The organism is Fibrobacter sp. UWB3, assembly GCF_002210405.1.
Taxonomy (GTDB): Bacteria; Fibrobacterota; Fibrobacteria; order Fibrobacterales; family Fibrobacteraceae; genus Fibrobacter.
The window spans coordinates 34,176-53,844 of sequence record NZ_MWQJ01000004.1 but is presented as its reverse complement, the minus strand read 5'-3'; the positions used below and the strand labels follow the sequence as shown (position 1 = coordinate 53,844).

Here is a 19,669-nt window from a genome sequence, read left to right as displayed (position 1 = left end):
ATGCGACTGGCTAGGGGGTACAACACCTCCAAAAACTCCAATTACTATATTCCCATAATGAATTGTGTTTTAGGAAAAAGGAGAAAATCATGAAATACACCTTGCTTACGGCTGTGGCATCCGCATTCCTCATCGCCGCCTGCAGCGACAGTAACCCCTCAAGTGCCCCAAACGCCATTAGCGACAGCAATCCGTCAAGTTCCTCAAATGCCAATGGCGACAGCAATCCGTCATCCTCAAACGCCAACGGCGATAACACCGCCTCTGACAAAAATCCAAATTCAATAACAGGAACACTATACGTCGACGAATCACAACATTTGCTGGTCACAACATTCACAGACGTCCATGGTAACCGTTGCGATCTAGAAAACGACAATTTGATTTGGAAATCTCTAACAAAAGACGTCGTAACGGATTCCTTCGACTACGAATTCATTGGCGATACGCTTGTCCTCTACGATTATTACGAAGGCGGAATCGAAGAGTACGGCGACCTGTACGTGGGTGGCACAGCAGGCAACATTTACGGCACCTGGGTCTATACCGGCTCTGAACGCAACCGAAAAACAGGCGAAGAAGAACACTCCACAAACACCCGTTACGTGACCCGAACCTACACTTACGCTCCGGGAAAAGTGACCATCAGTGTCGAATACCACATGGACCTTTACGTTGCCGATGAACAGGAAAGAGGCTACATGGAATCCAGCTTTATGGTGGAATTGTATGGTTATCTCGCCCGCAGAAGCCACATGGACGACGTCATCTACATCATGGACAACGAAGATCAAGCTAGCAGCATCGCCCAAAGCATTGAAAATAACGGCGTTCAAATTATCGAAGGCTCAAAGACAAATCAAACCTTCAAAATTGGCGACAAGACATACACCGTAACCGTCAAGAAAGCGGAAACGACACTCCACTTTTCCGGACGCACCAACCGAGAAGTAAAACTCGAAGTGACCGACGGCACCACCACCTGCAGCAGTTACGCCATCTACAAGACGGTAGACGAAAACCTCTGCAAAACGGAAAATCTTGAATATTTTACGGTCTATGATGACGAAGACGAAGATGGCAACAAGCTCTTCTACGTTTCGAGGTACAAAAACACCGACCACGAAAAGTTCCAGGAATGCCTCAGCAGCATCGCGATACCGATTACGGATATAAAGAACTAAACCTGGTAACAAAGGCTCCATAAGGAGCCTTATTTTTTATAAAAATTTACCGAATAATTTGGCGAAAAAAGCGTGTTATATAGTAGGAGCCATCTCAAATAGAACTTTGAAGATCTATGAAAAAACACGAACAACTGATGCTTATCGCCGCCAAGTCAAACATTCCCGTGCTATTGCAGGGGGAATCAGGAGTCGGCAAGGAAATCGCCGCTAGGTTTATCCATGAACACAGCCCACGAAGCAAGGGGCCATTCGTAGCACTCAACTGTGGAGCCATTGCACGTAACCTCGCCGAGAGCCTTTTGGAAGGCGCCAAGAAAGGCTCTTACACCGGAGCCGCGTGCGATCACCAGGGCATTGTGCAAGCCGCAAACGGCGGCACGCTATTCCTCGACGAAATCGGCGAGATGCCATTCGACATGCAGAGCAAGCTTTTACGCATCCTGCAGGAACATTCCGTGCTCCCGCTCGGGGCCACGCAAAACGAACCGGTCGACTTCAGGCTTATATGCGCCACAAACCGCGACTTGCAAAACGAAATCCACAGCGGGAACTTCCGCAAGGACCTGTTCTTCAGGCTGAACGCCTTCCCCATCGTGATCCCGCCGCTCCGCAACCGGGACGACTTCGCCGACATCGCCACAGCCATTTGGAACGATATCACAGCAAGGACTTTTGCCGTTCAACTCCTGCTCCGCAAATGGGAAATCAGGGCGCTTTCCAGATACGACTGGCCGGGCAATATCCGCCAGCTGAAAAACGTCCTCCAGCGCTACGCACTATTAAGGCAACACGAAATATCGCTTGAAGAAATCCTCTCCGAAGAATTTTCGCACCAGACGATAAACGATATCGATGAACACTACACGTACTGCAACACACGAGCCTCGGCACCGAATTGGCAATTTATTCAAAAAGCGCTATACGAACACAATGGGAATAAAAGCAGAGCCGCCAAAGCGCTCAAAATCAGCCGCGGATGCCTGTGCTACCAAATAAAAAAGCACGAGCTCCGCGAATGGAACTCGTGCGAAAAATTGAACCGCCCGATTGAAGCTTGAGCAAGCCAAATCAGAACGGGAACGAATTAGAACTTCACGCCGACGGCGATGTAATGGTTGCCGCCTTCAAACGCCGGGCGCGGGCTATAAGCGTAGTCAAACACAACCATGCCAAACGTCACACCGAGACCGCCACTGATCGCATCTTCGGTATCCGGGCGGACTGCATAGCCCATGCGGAACGAAAGCATGTCGAAGTAGACCACTTCACCGCCAATCAAGACTTGCGCCTTTGTATCGGCACGGCGGTACGCATCTACAGACAAATGCACCATCCAACGGTCAAGAATCGGGATGAATCCCGTCACGCCCGCCTGGAGCGCAAGCGGTGCCGCTTCTTTCTCAGATTCATACTTGCTTGCAAAACCGAGATTCGTGAAGTTCGCACCGAATGATAAATACTGATTCACGCGGAAAGAGCCACCACCATCGACCGAGAACAAAAATCCAGTTTCGTCATCAATCGTCTGCGTGGCAAAACGTGCCGAGGCCGCCCAGTTAAAAACCTTGGAACGGCTACCAAAACCCGCCAAAAGCGACCAAGCGTAAGAGCCATATTCCGAAGTCTTGAGGCCATTCTCGTCACGACCTTCAATATTGTCGTAACCCAAAAAGTCAACGGCAAGCCCTAGCGTGTACTTTTTGCCAAGCGGAAGGCCATAGTAAGCCGAAACAAAGTTATCGGCACCGCCATTGCCAAAAATCACCTGACTGAGTCCAAATTCCGCATCGTTTGCAACGCTCATTGCAAGCGGATTGCGCGAAATTTCGGACACGCGGCCGGGATCAGCAACGCCTGCACCCGAGAGCGCAGCCGCACGCGGCGAAACCTGCATCGCAAGGAACTTCATCGTCACACCGCCCGGGTCCAAATGCCAATACTCCCCTGCAAATGCGAGGGAACCAACAGTTAGTGCAAACGAAATAAGCTTTTTGAACATACGATTAATAAGATACAAAAAAGTCGAAGCTACTTTCTCCAGCCTTCCATAATCTTAAGGCATTCGGCGAGGAGTTCAGCACTGCGTTCCTTGCCTTCCGTTTCCACGTAGCAGCGGAATTCCGGAGCGTTACCACTCGGGCGCAAGTGAATGATATCACCAGAATCAAATTCCATGCGGTAGCCGTCGACTTCGTTGAGCGATACAATCTTGCCCTGGAACGTCTTGTCCTTTGCAAACTTGGAGGGCTTTGCAGCGAGAGCGCCAAACAGCTTTTCGCCGAGATTCTTTTCGCGGATTTCAGCGAGCTTCGCCTTGGACTTTTCAGTCGGGAATTCCTTGAGGCGGTCGCTCACGGTAAAGCGCTTGGGCAACTTACGGAGCAAATCTACAACGCACATGCGTTCCTTGCGGACCATCACCATCACGGCAATCATCGGAAGGAGTGCGTCACGTGTTGGGAGAGCCTTGAGCGTGCGGCCATCGAGCGTCAAATCTGTCTCGAGCAAGAAGCCGCCATTAGCTTCGTAACCTGCAACCGTGAGGCTCTTGTCGTTTGCATCGACCAAGCTTTCCATGCCGGCAATCACATACGGGCTACCAATGCGCGTGCGGCAAATCTTTTCAAAGCTGCCGGACTTTTCAAGCGAAGTGTTGCAGCTCACCGGAGTTGCAATGCGCTTGATGCCAAGAGACTGTGCGGCCAAAATGCCAAGCACGTCACCACGGAGCCACATGCCCACGTCATCAGCCAAAAGCGGACGGTCCGAATCGCCGTCGGTGCTGAACACGGCATCCACGTAATCCTTGTGCGTAAATTCGCGAGCGAGTTCTTCATCTTCCTTGCGGATAGCTTCGGTATCGACCGGAACAAACACATCGCTACGGCCAAACGGCTTGACCGTCGCACCGAGGCTTTCGAGAACCTTCACCACGATGTCGCGGCCCACAGCGGAATGCTGGTAAACGCCAATCGTGAGTCCGTGCAACGCATCCTTCCCGAAAAAGTTCGGGTAACGCTTGCAATAATTTTCTTCGGCTTCAGCTTCGACCGCCGGGAGTTCCGGTGCAGCCTTCAGCATGCCCTTGTCGTCAAAAAGCGCTTCGTCAAAATCGACCGACTGCGAAACAATTCCCTGTTCGTCGGCCTTCGTGATTTCGCCATTCGGGTGGTTGAACTTGATACCGTTACGGTCAGCCGGGATATGGCTACCCGTCACCATGATGGTCGGCAAATGCTTGTCGATGCCGTACATCGCAATAGCGGGGCTCGGGATGCGACCGCAGTAAATCACCTTCCAGTTTGCATCGGCGCCAGCCTGCACGAGCGACTTCAAGATGCGTTCTGTACTCGGACGCAAGTCACCCGCAATCGCAATCGTGCGTTCGCACTTGTAAGACGCTTCGCAGTACTTGATAAAAGAACGTGCATACACATAGCACACACGGTCGGTCATAGCGCTCACGAGACCGCGGGCACCGCTCGTACCAAATGCCACCCCGGACTGTTTCATCACATCTTGCATTGCAACGGACATAAAAACCTCTGTTTAGTGATTAGTGGTTAGTAGCTAGTGGTTAGGACTGTTGATTTTAAAACGCAAAATCCTAAGGCACCGCCAAACCGCTAATTGTTTTACAAGGTAAAAGATACTAAAAACCGCATAATATCAAGAGCCCCTCATTTCAGCAGTAAAAGAAATAGAGGAGCATAGTGATAATAACAGCAAAGAATAGAGAACACATACTTTGAATATACATTTCAATTTTGACACTTTACTGTCAAAAATCAAGCTTTCAATTTTTGCAAGTCTAACACACCCGCATCAATTTCTATATTCCCCGTCATGGATAGAGCACGCCGTCGCAAATTTGGACAGAACTTTCTCGATGTTGAAACCGCCACCGCCATCGCAGGCGATTTGCCCGCCGAAGCAGGCGAATTCGTCCTTGAGATTGGTCCCGGTCACGGCGCTCTCACGGAGCACTTGCTCAACCGCGGGCTAGAACTTACTGCTGTCGAAATTGACGAGCAGTGCGTTGAGGTCTTGAATGAAAAATTCAAGGACTACAAGAACTTCAACATTGTAAACATTGACTTTTTGAAGTTTGACTTGCAGGCGTTTTTGAATGCGCACGCAAAGCCTTGGGTTACCGGCAACTTACCATACAACGTAAGTACCGCCATTATCGCAGGACTTATGCCGCGCTTGCACTTGACCAAGGGATTCATGGGAATGGTGCAGCTCGAAGTTGCCGAACGCATTTGCGCCGAACCCTGCTCCAGCAATTATGGGAGCCTATCCGTGCTCGTTTCTGCTTTTGCAAATACACAAATTTTGCGTAAGATCGGGCCAGAGCATTTTACGCCAAAGCCGAATGTCGATAGCGCCACGATGCTTTTGACACCGCGCGAAGATGCCCTCCAGGCGCCCGACGGATTCTTTGACTTTGTGCGTACCGCATTCACGCAAAAACGAAAGACTCTCGCCAACTCTTTCGGCCGTAATTACGACAAGAAGAAAATCCAGGCGACCATTGAACTTTTGGATTGGCCGACGACCATTCGCGCCGAAGAGCTCAGCCCCGAGCAGTTCCTGAATTTCTACAAGGCGTTTAAAGGTGAACCGTAGCAACGCATCCTTTTTTAATGTCACCCCGGCCTGAGCCTGCCCCGGACATGTTCCAGGGTGCCGGAGTCACTATTCTCACAAAAGGCTCTGTCATTCCCGCCACCGAGCGGGAATCTCCCTACAAAAAACAATGATTATCAAAATTCTCATCGACAACATCAGCGGTTTTGCCAGCAGCGGCTGCACTTGCGATTCTTGCACGGCCGAAACTTCACAAAAACAATTAAAGGGCGAATGGGGACTTTGCGTCTACACCGAATTCAACGGCAAACGCATTCTGCTCGATACAGGAGCATCCACGCAATTCGCCAAGAATGCCGCACTCATGGGCATCGACATTTCCAAAATTGACGCCGGCGTCTTGAGCCACGCGCACTACGATCACGCTGACGGCATGCAGGAATTTTTCGACAAGAACGACCACGCCAAATTTTACTTGCGTGATGCCGCCCGCGAAAACTGCTATCATACGCACAAATTCTTAAAGTTTTTCACGTATCAAGAATACATCGGCATTCACAAAGGAACTCTCAAGCGCAATGCCGACCGAATCGTATTTGCAAAAGGCGACTGCGAAATTTTTCTGGGAGTCACACTCGTCGGTCACAAGACTCCAAACCTCGATGAAATTGGCAAGCGCGCCCACATGAGCGTCAAGGAAAACGGCAAATACCGCCCCGACAGTTTCGACCACGAACAAAGTCTAGTTTTCGATACGCCCAAGGGCCTCTTCATCATGAACAGCTGTAGCCACGGTGGCGCCGACAACATTATCAAGGAAATCGAAGCGACATTCCCCGGCAAACAGATTTACGCCATCCTCGGTGGATTCCATCTGTTCCGCACGCCCGATGACCGCGTAAAAGCATTCGCGGAACGCCTCCGCGAATTGAACATTCAAAAAATCTACACAGGGCATTGCACCGGAGGGCGCGCCTACGAGATTTTGCACGATGTGCTCGGCGACAAAGTCGCACAAATGCACACCGGCATGGAAATAGAGGTATAAATTAGTACACTCTGTCATTCCCGCTATACGAAACTTTGAACTTTAGTTCTATAGTTGAGTTATGCTCTTTGAGTAGAAAGCGGGAATCTCCCTTTCAACAACAAAACGGTGATGCCCGCACAGCGGCGGGCATGACAGCGTAGATTATACAGGATCGTTCACCGGTTTGCTGTAATCGCGTTCGCCAAAGAGCGCCGTTCCCACGCGAATCATCGTAGAACCTTCTTCAATCGCGACTTCCAAATCAAGCGTCATGCCCATCGAAAGCTGATCGAACTTAGCAAAGGCGCCACCTTTTGCAATGAACTTATCGCGCAAACCACGCAAAAACGCAAAGCATTCGCGAGAATCTTCAGGAACGCCCGTATTCTTGCCAATCGTCATGAGACCGCGGAAACGCAAATGCGGGAAATTTTCGCTCTTGCCGTCATCAGTGGCAGCACCCGCTTTTGCCGCAAGATCGTTCAAGAAAGCTTCGGCTTCGTGAACATCCAGGCCGCTCTTCGTTTCTTCTTCGCCCGCATTCACCTGGAACAAAATGTCGAGAACTTTTCCCTGACCATTTGCAGCTGCAGCGCAAACCTTCTCCAACTTTTCCACCGCTTCGATACTTGCAATGGAATGGATGCAGTCGGCCACAAGTGCAGCCTTCTTGAGCTTGTTACTTTGCACAGGACCAATCACATGGCAACGCACGCGGCTTCCGTCCTTTGCTGTACGCGGTTCAGAGAACTTGAGTTCCGCTTCTTGCACGCGGTTTTCGCCAAAGTCCGTTGCACCCAAAGCAATCGCATTTTCCACAGCTTCTGCCGGGTGGAACTTACTCACCCACACAAGCTTAACCGAATCACGGCTGCGGCCCGCAATCTTGCAAGCCTCGCCAATCCTTGCTTCGAGAGCTGCAAGGTGCTCGCGCATTTCATCAAGTGTGAATTCCATAATTTTAGTAGACAGTAGGAAGTTGGAAGTAGACAGTGATTAGTGATTATGTTTTTCAGTTAAAAGATAATAAATCCTTTTCGGCCTAATATTAAAAAATTTATTCGCCAGTTAATATACTACTCTTCTCAAAAAGATTTTTATAAATTACAAAGTACCAGTATCAACATACTGGATTTTGCTATATCCTTTCTTATATCTTTTCCTAAATCCTTAGCTATATCGTTTGCTAAATGAATCGGCACTCCGATTCAATTTAATCAACTATATAATCTAAAGGATATGAAAATACATCTTGACAACTGCTGCTACAACCGGCCATATGACGACCAAAGCCATTTGACCATTTCCATTGAAGCCCAAGCTAAAATGCAAATACAATCTCTTGTAAAAGCACAAAAATTGCAATTGGATTCATCATTTATTCTTGATTACGAAAATTCTTGTAATCCGTACACAGACAGAAAATCTGCTATAACAAAATTTTTGAATGATAATGTTTTCGATTATGTAGGAAGCGACAAATCAGATGTAATCGCCATAAATGCCAAGAAAATCATGGCAACAGGGGTAAAAATGAAAGACGCTTGTCACATTGCCTGTGCAGAATTAATGAATTGTGATTATCTTTTAAGTACGGACAAGCGGAGGTGCTGAAAATGATAACTGAAATCACTCCACCAGCAACAATCGAATTGCTTTCCAGAGGAATGGAATGCCTCATCCGTGAACTCGGAGTTGTTGACACTGAGTATTTCATAGCAGCGGTCCAAAGAGAACGATTTGACTATACCAAATGGCAACGTGAACATTTCAACAAAATGGATCTGCAAACCTTTGTTGACAAGGCCTCTGCCTACGCCAAAGAAAAAGGGAAATAGCAAAAAAGGCCCGCGCACATCACTGTGGCGGGCACTTATTTTTCTCAATTAATTACGCTTTCTTCGCGCTTTTTGCGACCTTCGGCATTTTGAACAAAATCTTCACGATTTCGTCAATGTGCTTGTGCGGGTATATCTTGAGGCCCTTCTTCGCCGGGTCCGGGAGTTCAGCCACATCCTTCTTGTTGCCTTCCGGCAAGTGGAGCGTCTTCACGCCAGCAGCGAGTGCTGCAAGCGCCTTTTCGTTCAGACCGCCAATCGGGAGGCAGGCGCCCGTAAGGCTCACTTCACCCGTAAACGCGATGTCCGGTGAAATCGGCTGCTTCGTAAACGCACTCAAGAGGCAAAGAGTCAGCGCGATACCTGCAGAAGGTCCATCCTTCGGCACAGCACCTTCCGGCACGTGAATGTGGATGTCCGTCTTACGCACAATCGCGGGGTCAATGCCAAAGCGCTGCAAGCGTTCACGAACAAGTGAAACAGCAATCTGTGCGGATTCCTTCATCACATCGCCAAGCTTACCCGTCAAAATCAGCTGACCCTTGCCGCTCAAGAGCATGCATTCAATGGGCAGGATTTCGCCACCAACACTTGTCCAGGCAAGGCCTGTTACAACGCCCGGGCGGCCCGGTTCCGGCAGCTGATTGTCCAAGAATCTCGGAGCACCGAGGTAATCCTGAAGCACCTTCGCCGTCACTTCCGGCTTGATTTTCTTGCCCATCACAATGTCTTTTGCACGATGGCGCACCGCACTTTCAAGCACGCGTTCGAGTTCACGAACGCCCGCTTCGCGTGTCCAGCCGCGCATCACGGCGTTAATCATCTCGTCGCTGAAGCTCACCTGTTCGCCAAGCTTCACGCCCGTGCGTTCACAGATACGCGGGAGCAAATACTTGCCAGCAATCTGCAGCTTTTCATGCGGATAGTAGCCCGGCAGGCGCACCACTTCCATACGGTCACGCAGAGCTTCCGGAATTTCGCCTTCGCTGTTTGCCGTCGCAATAAAGAGCACACGACTCAAGTCAAGCCCCACTTCCATGAAGTGGTCGGTAAAGTCGTGGTTCTGTTCTGGGTCCAAAACTTCAAGCATAGCGCTTGCAGGGTCGCCTCTAAAGTCGCTAGCCATCTTGTCGATTTCATCGAGCAAAATCACCGGGTTCATGCACTTTGCACGGCGCAAAGCATGAATAAATCTACCCGGCATCGCCCCAATGTAAGTGCGGCGGTGCCCACGGATTTCAGCTTCGTCACGCACGCCACCAAGCGTAATGCGGACAAAGTTACGCTGCATCGCTGTTGCAATCGATTCCACGAGAGTCGTCTTACCAACGCCCGGAGGACCCACAAGGCAAAGGATCGGAGCACGGCGTTCCGTACCGGTAAGCTTCAGCACGGCCACGTATTCCATAATGCGTTCCTTGACCTTGTCGAGGCCAAAGTGTTTGGAATCGAGTTCCGCCTTCACCTTCTTCATGTTCAAAACGGTATCGGTGTAAACACCATACGGGAGCGAGAGGAACCAGTCCACGTAATTGCGGCTCACCGCGTATTCCGGGGAGGTCGGCTGCATCATGCGCATGCGACCGATTTCTTCTTCAAGCTTTTCTTCAATTGCCTGGCTAAACTTCTTGGCCTTGATTTTCTTGAGCAACTGGTCCGGTTCCGAAGCACCGCCATTTTCGCCGTCCAGTTCATCCTGCAACTGGCGAATCTGCTCCGAGATAAACCATTCCTTCTGCTGCTGGGCCATCTTCTGGCGCACGTTCTGCTGAACGCGAATCATCACGTTCTCGTTTTCCTGCGCGACCTGCATCAAGCTAATCAAACGATCCGCAAGAGCGTCAATCGTTTCGAGTTCCAAAAGCGCCTGCTTCTCGGAAAGCGAAATCGAGAGGAACGGGATCATCCCGTAAAACGCGTTGATGTGGCTATCCATCGTAAAGAGCGCTTCGACCATGCCATCGGCAATATTCCTGTGCATGGCGTATTCGCGGAACATGTTCAGCACATCTTCAAACTTTTCGCTCTTGTCTTCGGCCTTGATAAAATGTTCTCTCGGCGAGACCGTCACCTGCAAAAATCCGTCGCGCAAAGCAATCGAACGGAGATCCACAATGGAATCGCCTTCCAGCACGACCTTCACACAGCCATTCGGGAACGGCGTCACATTCGCCACGCGGGCAACCACGCCCACCGAGTAAAGGTCGAGCATCGGGTTGTCGAGCGTTTCCTGTTCCACATTCTTCTGTGCAACCAAGATAATTTCGTTGTTATGATTCTCAGCAAATTCCAGGGCGCGGAGCGACATCTCGCGGCCCACCAAAATGCGTCTAGTCGTCAGCGGAAATACAACAGCGTCCCTCAGAGGGAGCAACGGGTACGTTTTATTAAAGTCAAAAGCCATATACTACAAAGATAGTATTTTGAAAGGTGAGGGAACAAAAAAGCAGTCACCGTTTTTCGGCAACTGCTAAGATTTACATTCGTGAGGTCGCGGCGTTCAGGAGGTAGCTGCTCCCAGCAGCAACTAAGACTTTTTCTTGTTGTGCTTGAGGCCTTCCTTCACCATTTCGACAGTCACGGTGAACTTCTTTTCGCCAGAGCCGGGCATCTTGAACATAGCCTGCTGCAGCACGCGTTCCATCACGGAGCGGAGCCCACGTGCACCCGTCTTGCGGGTCATCGTCTCGCGGACGATTTCCTTGAGGGCATCGTCCTCGAATTCGAGCTTGATGTTGTCCATTGCAAACAAGCTCTTATACTGCTTCACGAGTGCGTTCTTCGGCTTTGTCAAGATGTTGAGGAGAGCCGTTTCGTCAAGTTCTTCGAGAGCAACAGCAATCGGCAAACGACCGACAATTTCCGGGATGAGGCCGAACTTGATCAAGTCTTCCGGTTCAAGCTGCTTGAAGAGTTCGCTCAAGCTGTTTTCGCTTGCTGTGTGGATATCGGCACCAAAGCCCATGCCACCCTGGTTCACGCGCTGGGAAATAATCTTGTCCAAGGTTTCAAAGGCGCCACCGCAAATGAACAAGATGTTTCTCGTGTTCACCTGCACAAGCGGCTGTTCCGGATGCTTACGGCCACCCTTCGGCGGAACAGAAGCAACCGTACCTTCCAAGAGCTTCAAAAGTCCCTGCTGCACACCTTCACCGCTCACGTCACGCGTGATGGAGGGGTTTGCAGTCTTACGAGCAATCTTATCAATTTCGTCGATAAAGATAATGCCGCGTTCAGCCTTCGCCACATCGTAATCGGCAGCCTGCAAAAGGCGCACGATAATGCTATCGACGTCTTCACCCACATAACCAGCTTCGGTCAAGACCGTCGCATCGGCAATCGTGAACGGCACGTCCAAAAAACGGGCCATCGTCTGCGCCAAGAGCGTCTTACCCGAACCCGTCGGGCCAACCAAAAGCAAGTTCGACTTTTCGACATCGACATCGTCCTTGGACTTGTGCGTCTGCTTGTAACGCAAGCGTTTGTAATGGTTGTAAACCGCCACAGAGAGCGCCATCTTTGCACGGTCCTGTCCAATGACAAAATCGTCCAAGTGAGCCTTGATTTCGGTCGGGAGCGGGAGCGGCTTCGAAGAGATTTCCTTCGCTTCCTGTTCCTGTTTCGTACGAGCCAAGTCTTCTTCAAGAATGCGGCTGCACATGCGTATGCAATCACTGCAAATATACGCACCCGCACCGGTGATCATCTTTTCGACTTGTTCGGCCGGCTTTCCGCAAAAACTGCAACTTACAGCCGGGTGGTTCTTGCCACTACGATACATTAAATACCCTCTTTACGCGGCACAAAAATTTCATCGATGACGCCAAAGGCCTTTGCTTCTTCCGGGCTCATGTAAAAGTCGCGGTCCGTCTTCTCGCGGACTTCTTCGACCGGCTTTCCGGTATGCTTCGCGACAATTTCGGTAAGGGTATCCTTTGTACGGATAATTTCCTTGGCGGTAATCTGAATATCTGTAGATTGTCCAGTAGCGGCACCCGACGGCTGGTGCAACATGATGCGGGAATGCGGGAGCGCATAGCGCTTGCCCTTCGTACCTGCAGCAAGGAGCACGGCGGCCATCGAAGCACAACTACCAATGCAGATCGTAGCGATATTCGGGCGTACGTGCTGCATGGTATCATAAATGGCAAGCCCTGCCGACACGTAACCGCCCGGGCTGTTTATATACAGCGTGATATCCTTTTCCGGATTCTCGTATTCAAGGAAAATCAATTGGGCCATGACGTTGTTCGCCACTTCGTCGTTAATCGGCGTGCCCAAAAAAATGATACGTTCCTTGAGGAGTCTGGAATAGATATCGTAAGCGCGTTCGCCGCGCCCGGTAGTTTCAATGACGGTAGGGATGATCATTTATTCCTCTTATTACTTTGTTTCTTCTGCAGCCGGGCGGATACCGACGATGAAGTCAGCAGCCAACTGGAAGCGAAGTTCGTCGCGCAACTGGTTGATACGGCCAGACTGGCGGAAGTGGTTCTTCAAGTTTTCGAAGTCCACGTGGTAAGCAGCGGCCATCTGCTGGAGGCGTTCGTCAACGAGAGCCTGCGTCGGCTTGATCTTTTCCTTCGTGGCAACGAATTCGAGAATGCGGTGCTTCTTGATTTCGCGGACAGCTTCGCCGGAGAGTTCGTTTATCTGTTCTTCGGTCGGTTCGACAACGTCCTTTTCGCTCTGGGCATTGCGGTTGAGCGTCCACTTGATGAGGTCGTAGATGCGAGCCTTCGGCACTTCGAACGGGTTAGCTTCGATGAGCTTGTCGATAGCTTCGTTGATTGCCTTGTTCTTAGCAGCGTCCTTCTTCTGGGCAGCGAGGCTTTCAGCGAGGTTGTTTCTCAAGTCAGCTTCGTCCTTAACGCCAATCTGCTTGCAGAATTCTTCGTCCAAAGTCGGCGGAACGATTTCGCGAACGTCCTTGATTTCGACGTTGAACTGAGCGGTCTTGCCGCGGTAGCGTTCGTCCTTGTGGTCATCCGGATACTTGAAGTTGATTTCCTTCTTGTCGCCGGCCTTAGAACCCATGAGGCCTTCATCGAATCCCGGAGAAGCGGATTCACCGAGGAGGGAGCGGAATTCCTTGTTTTCCGGGAGTTCCTGCTTTTCACCGTCAATCACAACTTCGATATAGTCGCCAACGACAACGTCGCCCTTCTTGGCTTCGCGGTCAACGTGTTCGTCCTTGCTCCACATCTGCATGAGGCGGTTGAATTCAGCCTGGACTTCTTCTTCGTGGACGGCAGTAGCCGGAACGGTGATGCCAGTGTCTGCGTAACCCTTGATATCGATTTCCGGATCAACTTCGACTTCGACCTTCAGTGTGATGTCGCTCTTTTCGTCATCCTTGAAATCCGTAACAACCATCTTGCCAACCGGGATGATGTTTGCATTCTTGAGCGTTTCCTGAACGATAGAGTTCACAACGTCATCAACGGCTTCGTGACGGATGGACGGTCCGAACTGCTTCAGGATCATGGCCTTCGGCACCTGTCCCTGACGGAAACCCTTCAAAGTCACCTGCTTCCTGTACTGGGAGAGCTTCTTTTCGAACGGTGCCTTGAGATCACCCTGCGGGATCGTAATTTCAATTGTACGCACGGTGGCGCTTGTTTCTTTGATTTCAGCGGACATATTTACTCCGATAAACGGTTGTTAAAAAAGTGATAAAAAAAGAACTGCGAGGGGTGGGAGTCGAACCCACACACCGAAGTACCAGATCCTAAGTCTGGCGCGTCTGCCAATTCCGCCACTCTCGCGATTTCAAGACCAAAGATACAAAAAAAAGCAAAATATTTTTCTGTTTTTTTCTGTAAATAGCCTTTTGCAACGTCCAGGAATCCCCTATCGCGCCAAACCAAGCTTTAGTGGGCAGCGCTCCAGGTTCTAAATTCTAACTTTGGTTTCATGTTTCAGGCTTTCCGCAATATTAAAATCGGTGTTTTCATTGCATTTGTAAATCTCCTCATCCAGGGAATTTCATTTTTCGTCCAGAATTTTATCGCAAGGAACCTCGGGACAGCCTCTTACGGACACTTTGGGCTCCTCCAGACCGACTACTCCATTTTCTGCGCCATCGCCGATTTCGGGATGACAACGCTTATCCTCGCCTTCTTCGGGAGCCGCGCGACAGTCGGATCGCTCTTCAGGAACATCCTCCAATTGCGGCTTTTCGCCGCCATGGGGGCAGCACTCCTCATGATCGCATTCGCATGCATTTTCCGCCACGACCATCCGATCTTTTACGGCGAACTCATCTTCACGCTCGGACTCGTCTTCCAGCACGCGTTTTTCGACTGGTACTTCATCTGCGGCAAATTCTGGAAAAGGCTCTTCGTCTCGAAGCTACTGCACACGATTTCATATTCCGCCGTCATGGGAATTACGCTTCTCTATTTCAGAGTCGATAGAATCGAGCTGATTGCACTTGCCATGGTTCTTGCAGCGCTTCCTGCATTCTTCTACGGCGTGACGCAGGCCTTCAATGCAAAGCTCCTCAAAATCACGCGCCGCACATTCCGCTTTATCGCCATCATGATCAAGGCAGGCACCCCCTACGCCATTTCCAGTTTTGCGTCATTTGCGTACCTCCCTCTCGGCCTTTACGTCGCCGACAAATTTGCAAGCAATGAATTTTTAGGATGTTACAACTTCGGACACAAAATCCTATTGCTCTGCTCCAGCATCATGGTTCACTTCATCTCGTCGAACCTCATCACATTACACTCCACGCACGATAAGGACATCCACCTTAAAGACATTGCCATCTTTACGCTGTTCATCGCCGTGTGCTCTTCTCCGCTGTGGATATTCCCATCGTGGATCCTGCAGATTCTTTTCTTTGCAGCGAACTGGACCGAAGCGACACTCCAGACAAGCGCTCACATTCTGCAAATCCTCTCCTTCTCGCTGATATTCCAGGCCACCCGCACAACGCTCATCTCGACGCTCCTCAAGGAACATGCCACCCCCACCTATGCCCTCATGATAAGCGTCGGCGGCATTGCAAACATCATCGTTTGCGGGCTTGCAGGGATGTACCTAGAAAATGAGCTTATACCCCTATTTGCTCTTACCGGTGACTTCTTGCTGACCGCAATCCTGTTCGGATATTTCATCCGCAATAAGAGAATGAAGTGGTAAAAAGGTATGAGGTCGGGCTTCGCCCTTTGAGATATGAGCAATGAGATTAAGGGAATCAAAGCTACACTGCAATAAACAGTGGTTAGTGGCTGGTGGTTAGGGAGGGTGGTTTTGCTCTTCCTGATTCGCATTCGGCAAGAACCGCAGGCTTCGCTGAACCAGTCTTAACCGTACAAATCGTCGATACGGTAAAGATGACCATGCCCCAGATACAGTAAATACCCTGCTTGTATCCCGACGTAAAGAACCACCATCCGACAAAGTAGATGAAGTAGGTGTACATCAAGATCTGCCGCGGAGTAAACGGTCTGCACAGGCGCAAATGGAGTACCGTAAGCCCAAGCCCGCACAGGAACGGCAAGAACAGCACTCCGAACAAATGAAAGTCCTTATAGACATCCCAAAGGTAGTTCACCGTATTGAACCCCACCACCTTCTGGATCCTCTCGTTAAAGGCGTCATCCCAGCGGAAACTACTCCTGAACGAACCCGTCAGCTTGGCATATTCAAAAATACCGTTAAAGAAATCTATCCCGTATGTATGCGGATGGATTTCCCTATCGTTCGGCGGGTTCAGCACATAGTCCAGATTCCAGTAGTTGTTCGCCAAGTACTTGTAAGGCAATTCCACCACGACACTCAAAGCCTTGCCCTGGACCGAGCCGCCACCATACTGGTCGCGAAGGCTACCGATCGAAATAAAGACAATAATTGCAATCACCAACAAAGACGCAATCACTATCGGCGAAATCCTCTTGTACAGGTAATTCACAAAAATCAGGAAAAATCCGAAATTGAAGAAAAGCGACGTTCTGTTCGGGTACGCCATCAGGTTAACGGCAATCGTCACAAACACCATCACCAATGCGACACGGCGAATCCATACAATGTTATTGTACTTCTTAAAGGAAGCGACACCAAAAAGCAGGACACACAAAGGGCCGCTATTGAACAACAGTGAGAAGTAACCGTAATCAATATACTTCGTCATCCACTTGGCCGGGTTCGGCGTAAAGATGACAAGAGTCCCGACCTTGTGGTAAATGCCATAGACGCCAATCAGGAAAACGAAGAAGACGACAAACGACAGCATCAAGTGGTATGTCCAGTTGTACTGCTTCGGACATACTGCAGGGTGGACCTGAACCGGAAGCCCTTTCGATTTCGCATAGAGCCTGGCGACAACGCAGCCCCCCGTAAACGAGAGCCCTCCCAGAAGCCAGACGCCCCAGGTAAACAAGTGAAAATCCGACATCGCCCTATCGATCTGGAAATACGATATGGCAAGCGTAATACACTGCGTAAAGCAATAGACATTCAGCGGGCTAAAGAAATCCTTCTTGAACCACCACGACTGAAATAGGCAAAAAATGACTACCAGAAAAAGAGCGGAACTGACCGGATATGCAATCGCCCAAGAAAGCACAAACTAGACCTTGTTCTTCTTAAAGAAACCCTTGAACGTCATCCATTCGCGAGCCACGGCAGTCTCACGCTTCTCTTCGGTTTCGAGGTAGTCACGTATATTGCATACAATTGTCGCAAGGAGGCAAGCCACTGCAAACACGAAAATCAACGTGACAGCCCTGAGCGGGTAAATCTTCTTGTTGTTTTCCCAAGGCGGTTCAAGCACGTGGAGGTTCTTGAGCATCTTAGCCTCTTCCAGGCGCATCTGTTCGCTCTGCTGGCGCAGGAGCTTGTACAAGGTTTCCTGGATGCGGATTTCCGATTCACGCCTCAAGTACTCCGCATAGAGCTCCGGAGACTTCTTGAGCTCGATCATACCGATATTGCTATGCTTGCCCTTGAGCGCTCCACCAAGAGCCGCATTCATGCCCTTGACGCGCTTCTGGAGTTCCTGGTAGCGCTTGCTGTTCTCGCCGCGGTCGAGCTTTTCAAAGTCGAGTTCCATGCCCATCTCTTCGCGCATGGCCTGCAACTCGCTCAAGTACTTGATCGTCGCGCTAAGCTGCACACCCGGTTCGTACACATTGTTCTTCACCTGGAAGTCGACAAACGAATTCAGCACGGAATCCAGCACATGCTCGCAGGAATCAAGCCTTCCCTGGAAGTACAGCCTGGACTGGCGAGCCTGATTCGTCTTGAACACGTTGAACGCCGAGTCCGCCTTCTCCAGCATGAACTCGATGACCTGTACCGCACGCTTTGCGTCCGTATCCTTGTAAAACAAGGAGAACATGTCTTCCTTGTTGTAGTCAATGCCGAAGTTCCTGCGGAACTCCTTCAGCAAGTCCGCATGGAACTTGCCCTTGAACTTGTAATGCTTCGCGAGGTCGAACTTCTCGATGACCTTGTCATGCAGTTCCCAGGAATTGAGAATCGTCCACACGGCGTTCGCATCACCGTTATCCATGGAAAGTCCCAAAAGCGAACTCATGCCCGAGCCGCCCATCATACCGCTAAGCGCACTGCTCATGGACTGCTTGGATGCAGGCGGAGTGACAACCGCAGTCGCCGCATACATGGGATCAATGACCCACATGACAAGCACAAAAGCGACAATGGTCGGGATTGCAACAAACGCGGAAAAGAACTTGAAATGCTTCAAGTCGCTATTCAAAACGCGCAGGCAAAATTCAATAAAACCGATAGACTCTTGCTTTTCCATAAACTACTTGTAATTGACGTAAATGATGAACGCAGACGAGACCACACTTAAGAGTGACGCCATGAACAAGGTAAAGTCCTTGAACGATTCATAATGGTTCTTGGGGATTTCAATGACGTCGCCCGGCAAAATCGGGTCCGTAGCCACATTGATAGGAATAGCCTTGGGCGTATCGCCACGCCAGACCTTGACCTGGTTCCAGTTACCCGTTATCGTATTCACGCCACCCGAGGAGATGTAATCGATTGCATGCCACGTGGGGTTATAAGCGTAACGTCCGATATAGTTCACGGCACCGCCCAGGTACACATACAGTTCCTTCACAAAGAACTCAATTTCAGTATTCGGCTCGACATACGTTGTCTTCATCTCGGCAAACGTCAGCCAGCGCGGTTCCTTGTCCGGTTCACGCACGCACACGGCCTTATAACCGTAGTTGTGCATCCTGTTGGCACCGGCAAGGTCAAAGTAATCCTGGAGCGTCCTATCCGAGCGATGGGCAACGCTAGTCCTGTATCCAGGAAAAATGAGGCTCACGTTATCTCCAAGCGGAACAAACGGAATGTAGACCTTGTCACCTTGCTCAAGCATGATGTCGCTATCAAAATCACCATTCATCGTCATGGTATTGTAATTCACGTGAATCGTATCCTTGCCACGAATCACCTGCACATCTTCCTGGTTTGCATTCGGCAAGAGCCCGCCAATCGCGCGGATGAAATAACTCAGACGCGTCTGCGGATCGATAACATGCTGGCCAACCATAGTCAGAGCGCCCATGGCATTAATGCGGAACTTCTTGAGAGCCGCAAGCTGCACAAAACAGTATTCACGCTTGTAACGCTTGGAAACCAAGTCGAGAATCAGCTTCTGGGCTTCGCCAAAGGTCTTTCCGCCCACATGCACGGCACCGCATTCCTCGACAGCCACATTTCCATCCGGATACACCTGGATAGAGAGATACTTGTCTTCGAGCATCAAGTCCAAAAAGTCACCCGGACCGATGATGTAATTTGAATCCACAGCGACTTCGGAAAGCATCGGCGTCAGCGATGCAGCACCGCGCGTAGACGATCCATCACCAAGAACGAGGCTTTTCGCAGCGGTCGAATTGCCAAACATGGAATCCGATGCAAAGGCACAGATACATGCCAAAAGAATACAAACAAGAAAAGAGCGCATATAACCTTTCTACAGTTTAGAAAAAGGATGACAAGTTACCTAATTATACAAAAAAAAG

Annotated in this window: 17 protein-coding genes and 1 tRNA gene; 7 read left to right on the top strand and 11 right to left on the bottom strand. The window is 50.2% G+C overall.

All coding sequences use genetic code 11. From position 1 onward, the window contains the following. Positions 1-89 precede the first annotated feature (89 nt). Both B7991_RS06020 and B7991_RS06015 read left to right on the top strand, forming a co-directional pair. Positions 90-1,184, top strand: coding sequence for a hypothetical protein (locus B7991_RS06020; protein ID WP_088630033.1), 1,095 nt, complete (start codon positions 90-92; stop codon positions 1,182-1,184). A gap of 116 nt (positions 1,185-1,300) precedes the next feature. Further along, positions 1,301-2,245, top strand: coding sequence for a sigma 54-interacting transcriptional regulator (locus tag B7991_RS06015; protein WP_088630032.1), 945 nt, complete (start codon positions 1,301-1,303; stop codon positions 2,243-2,245). 26 nt (positions 2,246-2,271) lie between these two features. On the opposite strand, the gene B7991_RS06010 is transcribed toward B7991_RS06015, so the two are convergent. Both B7991_RS06010 and B7991_RS06005 read right to left on the bottom strand, forming a co-directional pair. Continuing rightward, the gene (locus tag B7991_RS06010) at positions 2,272-3,186 is read right to left on the bottom strand and encodes a hypothetical protein (protein WP_088630031.1); all 915 of its coding nucleotides are present in this window, start codon (positions 3,184-3,186) and stop codon (positions 2,272-2,274) included. A gap of 29 nt (positions 3,187-3,215) precedes the next feature. Then, positions 3,216-4,724, bottom strand: coding sequence for a phosphomannomutase (locus B7991_RS06005; RefSeq protein ID WP_088630030.1), 1,509 nt, complete (start codon positions 4,722-4,724; stop codon positions 3,216-3,218). Positions 4,725-5,033: 309 nt separating this feature from the next. Here B7991_RS06005 and rsmA point away from each other — a divergent pair, with 309 nt between their 5' ends. Next, the gene (rsmA, locus tag B7991_RS06000; RefSeq protein WP_088630029.1) at positions 5,034-5,819 is read left to right on the top strand and encodes a 16S rRNA (adenine(1518)-N(6)/adenine(1519)-N(6))-dimethyltransferase RsmA; all 786 of its coding nucleotides are present in this window, start codon (positions 5,034-5,036) and stop codon (positions 5,817-5,819) included. 130 nt (positions 5,820-5,949) lie between these two features. Continuing rightward, positions 5,950-6,828 carry an MBL fold metallo-hydrolase gene (locus tag B7991_RS05995; protein ID WP_088630028.1) on the top strand — a complete coding sequence of 293 codons (879 nt, stop codon included), beginning with the start codon at positions 5,950-5,952 and terminating at the stop codon, positions 6,826-6,828. A gap of 144 nt (positions 6,829-6,972) precedes the next feature. Here the strand turns inward: B7991_RS05995 and B7991_RS05990 are convergent, their stop codons facing one another. Next, entirely contained in the window at positions 6,973-7,767 is a 795-nt protein-coding gene (locus B7991_RS05990) for a YggS family pyridoxal phosphate-dependent enzyme (protein ID WP_088630027.1), read from the bottom strand. 282 nt (positions 7,768-8,049) lie between these two features. On the opposite strand from B7991_RS05990, the gene B7991_RS05985 reads away from it, so the two are divergent. Next, complete coding sequence (locus B7991_RS05985; RefSeq protein ID WP_088630026.1) at positions 8,050-8,424, top strand: hypothetical protein; 375 nt, start codon at positions 8,050-8,052, stop codon at positions 8,422-8,424. Positions 8,425-8,426: 2 nt separating this feature from the next. After that, positions 8,427-8,648 carry a hypothetical protein gene (locus B7991_RS05980; RefSeq protein WP_088630025.1) on the top strand — a complete coding sequence of 74 codons (222 nt, stop codon included), beginning with the start codon at positions 8,427-8,429 and terminating at the stop codon, positions 8,646-8,648. A gap of 52 nt (positions 8,649-8,700) precedes the next feature. Here B7991_RS05980 and lon read toward each other — a convergent pair whose 3' ends face one another. From lon to B7991_RS05955, 5 genes are all read right to left on the bottom strand, one after another. After that, positions 8,701-11,052: an endopeptidase La gene (gene lon / locus B7991_RS05975; protein WP_088630024.1), complete on the bottom strand. Its 2,352-nt coding sequence runs from the start codon at positions 11,050-11,052 to the stop codon at positions 8,701-8,703. 123 nt (positions 11,053-11,175) lie between these two features. After that, complete coding sequence (clpX, locus tag B7991_RS05970; protein WP_088630023.1) at positions 11,176-12,429, bottom strand: ATP-dependent Clp protease ATP-binding subunit ClpX; 1,254 nt, start codon at positions 12,427-12,429, stop codon at positions 11,176-11,178. Beyond that, the gene (locus B7991_RS05965) at positions 12,429-13,019 is read right to left on the bottom strand and encodes an ATP-dependent Clp protease proteolytic subunit (RefSeq protein ID WP_088630022.1); all 591 of its coding nucleotides are present in this window, start codon (positions 13,017-13,019) and stop codon (positions 12,429-12,431) included. The genes clpX and B7991_RS05965 overlap by 1 nt, the downstream gene beginning before the upstream one ends. A gap of 12 nt (positions 13,020-13,031) precedes the next feature. After that, positions 13,032-14,291, bottom strand: a complete 1,260-nt coding sequence (gene tig / locus B7991_RS05960) for a trigger factor (RefSeq protein ID WP_088630021.1) — start codon at positions 14,289-14,291, stop codon at positions 13,032-13,034. Positions 14,292-14,336: 45 nt separating this feature from the next. Continuing rightward, a tRNA-Leu gene (locus tag B7991_RS05955) sits at positions 14,337-14,416 on the bottom strand. 148 nt (positions 14,417-14,564) lie between these two features. Here B7991_RS05955 and B7991_RS05950 point away from each other — a divergent pair. After that, positions 14,565-15,800, top strand: coding sequence for an oligosaccharide flippase family protein (locus tag B7991_RS05950; RefSeq protein WP_088630020.1), 1,236 nt, complete (start codon positions 14,565-14,567; stop codon positions 15,798-15,800). An 82-nt stretch (positions 15,801-15,882) separates the two neighbouring features. Here the strand turns inward: B7991_RS05950 and B7991_RS05945 are convergent, their stop codons facing one another. The 3 genes from B7991_RS05945 to B7991_RS05935 are packed head-to-tail and all read right to left on the bottom strand — an operon-like array spanning position 15,883 to position 19,611. After that, positions 15,883-17,226 carry an O-antigen polymerase gene (locus tag B7991_RS05945; RefSeq protein ID WP_088630019.1) on the bottom strand — a complete coding sequence of 448 codons (1,344 nt, stop codon included), beginning with the start codon at positions 17,224-17,226 and terminating at the stop codon, positions 15,883-15,885. A 3-nt stretch (positions 17,227-17,229) separates the two neighbouring features. Then, complete coding sequence (locus B7991_RS05940; protein WP_088630018.1) at positions 17,230-18,429, bottom strand: lipopolysaccharide biosynthesis protein; 1,200 nt, start codon at positions 18,427-18,429, stop codon at positions 17,230-17,232. Between the two features lie 3 nt (positions 18,430-18,432). Then, a complete protein-coding gene (locus B7991_RS05935; RefSeq protein ID WP_088630017.1) occupies positions 18,433-19,611 on the bottom strand; it encodes a polysaccharide biosynthesis/export family protein in 1,179 nt (392 codons plus the stop codon). Between the last annotated feature and the right edge of the window lie 58 nt (positions 19,612-19,669).